Source organism: Peribacillus sp. (assembly GCF_059453735.1).
Map to the genome: position 1 here is coordinate 1 of NZ_JAZVJO010000024.1, position 3,624 is coordinate 3,624.

Consider the following 3,624-nt stretch of genomic DNA (forward strand, 5'->3'; position numbering starts at 1 on the left):
TGGAAGAGGGAAACTTATTTCTACTCTTTAGCCGGTTGACCTCACCGCAGTCAGGCATTTTTCATAGTTGGGAAGAAGGAGAGTTAAAGCAGCTTCCGCTTGCTCAGTGCCGTGTCCAAGTAGTTGATCCGTTGTCGGAAGGGTTCGCTAAACTGCTGCCGGATATCATTTGTTCGGATTTGACGCATAAGGAAGCACGAAGAGAAGCGGGACTTTCGGGAATTGAAAGGTATTCGGCAGAGATCATCAAGCAGCTCAAACCAACCTTATCGTCTGAAGAATTTCTAGGGATTGGTACAGGAGAAACATTTGCTGAGTGTATTTGCCGAGGTCTTCAAAAATGGTTGAATGTTGAGTTTACTAAGCATGCATATAGTCAAGAGAATACAGCAGATAACGTCGTGTTGGACACGGTAGAAGATGAACGCTGTCGCTATTACTTACAGGCGCTGACGACAATAGCAGGCATACCAAAGATTGCATGTGGTAAGAATGTATCTGGTTTCCCAGTAATCTGGGTCAATACGGACGATAGTTGGTATGGAAGTATAGGGGTAACCCTGACCTTTGCTTTGCGAAATGCGTTACAACAGGCCTTGATGAACTACCAAAATAACACTAATCAGAAGGAAGGATTTGTCATTGTAGAAGAAAAGGAACCGCAAACGTTGATGATACCGGTATGTGATAGGGATTCCCAATATGAGGATTTACAGAATGCTAAAGAAATTTTAGTACAGAACCATAAACAGTTAGACATCCTTGAACTTGAGTGGGAGTTAGTTAAAACAGAATTGGCTGGGGTATTGGGCGTAACGGTACGAGAGGAGGAATTCGGGTGAAAACGGTTTTGGTAATCGGGGAAGGCGTTCTAACGGATTATGTATACAAAGACCTGTCCAGCCAATTCCAAGTTATTCGCCGAAGTGATTTCGAAACATACGTACCTGAAAAAGCAGAATTGGCTCTGGTACTCGATGATGGCTGGAACCCCTCCATTCATCAACAAGCTGAAAAAATACTAGGGGAAATGGAGATTCCTTGGCTTAGGGGGTTTACCGCATTTGGCGAGGGAATAATCGGTCCATTGGTTCGTCCATCTATTCCAGGGTGTTCTCAGTGTGCGGACCTTAGGTATCTTATGGCGGGGCGCGATCGGAAAGAAATGTGGGAACTGCGGCAGCAGCAACTACAAGGTAATCCAGGAAAAGACGGGAGGGGTGCTTCTAATACGGGGTTGTTACAAACAGCCCTTATAATCGAAGCTGAGGTTCAACGGATAATGACAGGTATTCAGGCTAAATCAGAGGGACGTGTTGCTTTAATAAATTTAAAAAACTTGAATGCTTCATGGCATTCGTTTCTTCCTGATCCTGTGTGTCCAGTTTGTAGCCAACTAGCTGAAGATTCCTCCTTCCGGGCTCGAATTTTGTTGCAACCAAGTCCAAAGATTCCCGATAGTTATCGGAGCCGATCAATAAAAGAATTGAGTAAGTTTCTTGCTTCAGACTATTTGGATCAACGAATGGGTTTCTTGAATAATAAAATGATAGATTTGATCCCTCCGTTTGCTGATGCAAGTGTTAATTTACCTTTGTTCAATGGAGATGAGGGAGCAGCCGGACGAACAAATTCATATGCCATCAGCGAGATGACCGCCATTTTAGAGGGATTGGAACGATATTGTGGGATAGAGCCCCGCGGCAAGACGACGATGATTCGGGATAGCTATCGGAATGTGAAGGATTATGCACTTGAACCTAAGAAAATTGGTGTTCATTCAATTGAACAGTATGAACAGCCTGATTTTCCTTTCAAACCGTTTGATCCTAATGCACCGATTAATTGGGTATGGGGCTATTCGTTTTTACAAGAACGGTCTATTTTAATTCCGGAATTGCTTGCCTATTATAGCTTAGGCTGCGGGGAGGGGTTTGTGTATGAAACGTCAAATGGCTGTGCTTTAGGTGGAAGCTTGGAGGAGGCCATTTTATACGGCATATTTGAAGTTGTGGAACGGGACTCCTTTCTATTGACTTGGTATGCAGAACTGCCGCTTCCACGTTTGGATCCTTATTCTGCGGAGGATGAAGAATTACGATTAATGATTGACCGGGCTCGTGCCGCTGGGGGATATGATATCTTTTTGTATAACGCAACCATGGAACACGGAATTCCAAGTGTATGGGCATTAGCAAAAAATAGAAAGAAAAAAGGGCTGAATATTATCTGTGCGGCCGGAGCTCACCTCGATCCGATACGGGCAGCGAAAAGTGCCGTGCACGAGTTGGCAGGGATGATGCTGACACTTGATGAGAAATTTGAGGGAAATCAAATGAAGTGGGAGAAGATGTTTCAAGATTCCTCACAGGTTCAGCAGATGGATGATCATGGGATGCTGTTTGGTTTAAAGAGAACAGAAGAGCGATTACACTTTTTGCTGGATGAAAGTCGACCACTGCGGACATTTGCTGAAGAGTTTACGAACATCGTAAATCACTCGGATTTGACGGATGATTTAGGTGATATTCTTCAACGTTTTCGTCAGTTGAACTTGGATGTGGTGGTGGTGAACCAAACCACCCCGGAATTAAAACGGAATGACTTACATTGTGTGAAGGTACTGGTTCCTGGCATGCTTCCGATGACATTCGGTCACCATCTCACCCGCGTTGCAGGGCTTGAAAGAGTATTACAGGTGCCAATGGAGCTCGGCTATGTGAATCAAGCTCTAAAGTTAGATCAACTAAACCCGCATCCGCATCCATTTCCATAAAGGAGCTTGGGGGAACAGACATGCATCTAGATGAATTTCTATATAATTTGCAATTCGACACAGAGAAAGTCAGACCACCGGACTGGGATGTAGATTGGGAGGACGCACCGTTACCCTATAAACTTTACCGTGATTTGCCTGTCTTTCCCCTTTCTATAGAAGTACCCTTGACGCTTGAAGGGGAGCCGCCGCTTTCTCAACCTGATATCCGCTCTTTCGGACATTTTCTTTGGTATGTATTCGGGCTTTCTCAGATCAGTCAGTTTGAGCAAGAGAAAGAAATTGTGCAATCTTTTAGGCGGTTTGCTCCTTCTGGCGGTGCTTTGTACCCAAATGAACTATACGTTTATCTTAAGCTTGAGTCCGTTCCGGAGGGTGTCTACCATTATGATGCAGCCCACCATCAATTAATTTTGTTACGGGAAGGAAATTTTGATTCGTATTTAGCTGAAGCTCTTGGGAATCGATGTGAGATGAATGACTGTTTTGGTACTGTGTTTCTCTCAACCATGTTTTGGAAAAATTTTTATAAATACAATAACTTTTCATACCGTTTGCAAGGTTTAGATGCAGGCGTACTGATGGGACAGCTGCTAGAGATGGCAAAACGATTTGGCTTCGCAGCAGGTGTTTACTTCCAATTCCTCGATAAGGCGATTAATCATTTGCTTGGTTTATTTGAGTTAGAAGAAAGCACATATGCGGTGATTCCTTTATCCACCAGCCCTATCGCCTATTCAGATTCTGCAGATGAAGTTTCAGCGAATGAATTGTACCGAGAACTCCCAGCCATTCACGCTCGTCATTACATGCGGTCTAAGAGAGTAAAACCGTACCCGTTATTGAAT

Annotated in this window: 2 protein-coding genes and 1 pseudogene; all 3 read left to right on the top strand. The window is 43.9% G+C overall.

Annotated elements, in window-relative coordinates:
• Nucleotides 1–842: pseudogene (locus AC52RT_RS00700) on the top strand (bacteriocin maturation protein); the annotation flags it as partial.
• On the top strand, nucleotides 839–2,776 hold the full coding sequence (locus tag AC52RT_RS00705) for a TOMM precursor leader peptide-binding protein (protein WP_495538975.1): 1,938 nt from the start codon (nucleotides 839–841) through the stop codon (nucleotides 2,774–2,776). The pseudogene AC52RT_RS00700 and the gene AC52RT_RS00705, both read left to right, overlap by 4 nt.
• A gap of 20 nt (nucleotides 2,777–2,796) precedes the next feature.
• Nucleotides 2,797–3,624 (top strand): SagB family peptide dehydrogenase (locus tag AC52RT_RS00710; protein ID WP_495538976.1); only part of this gene is annotated, 828 nt, incomplete at its 3' end.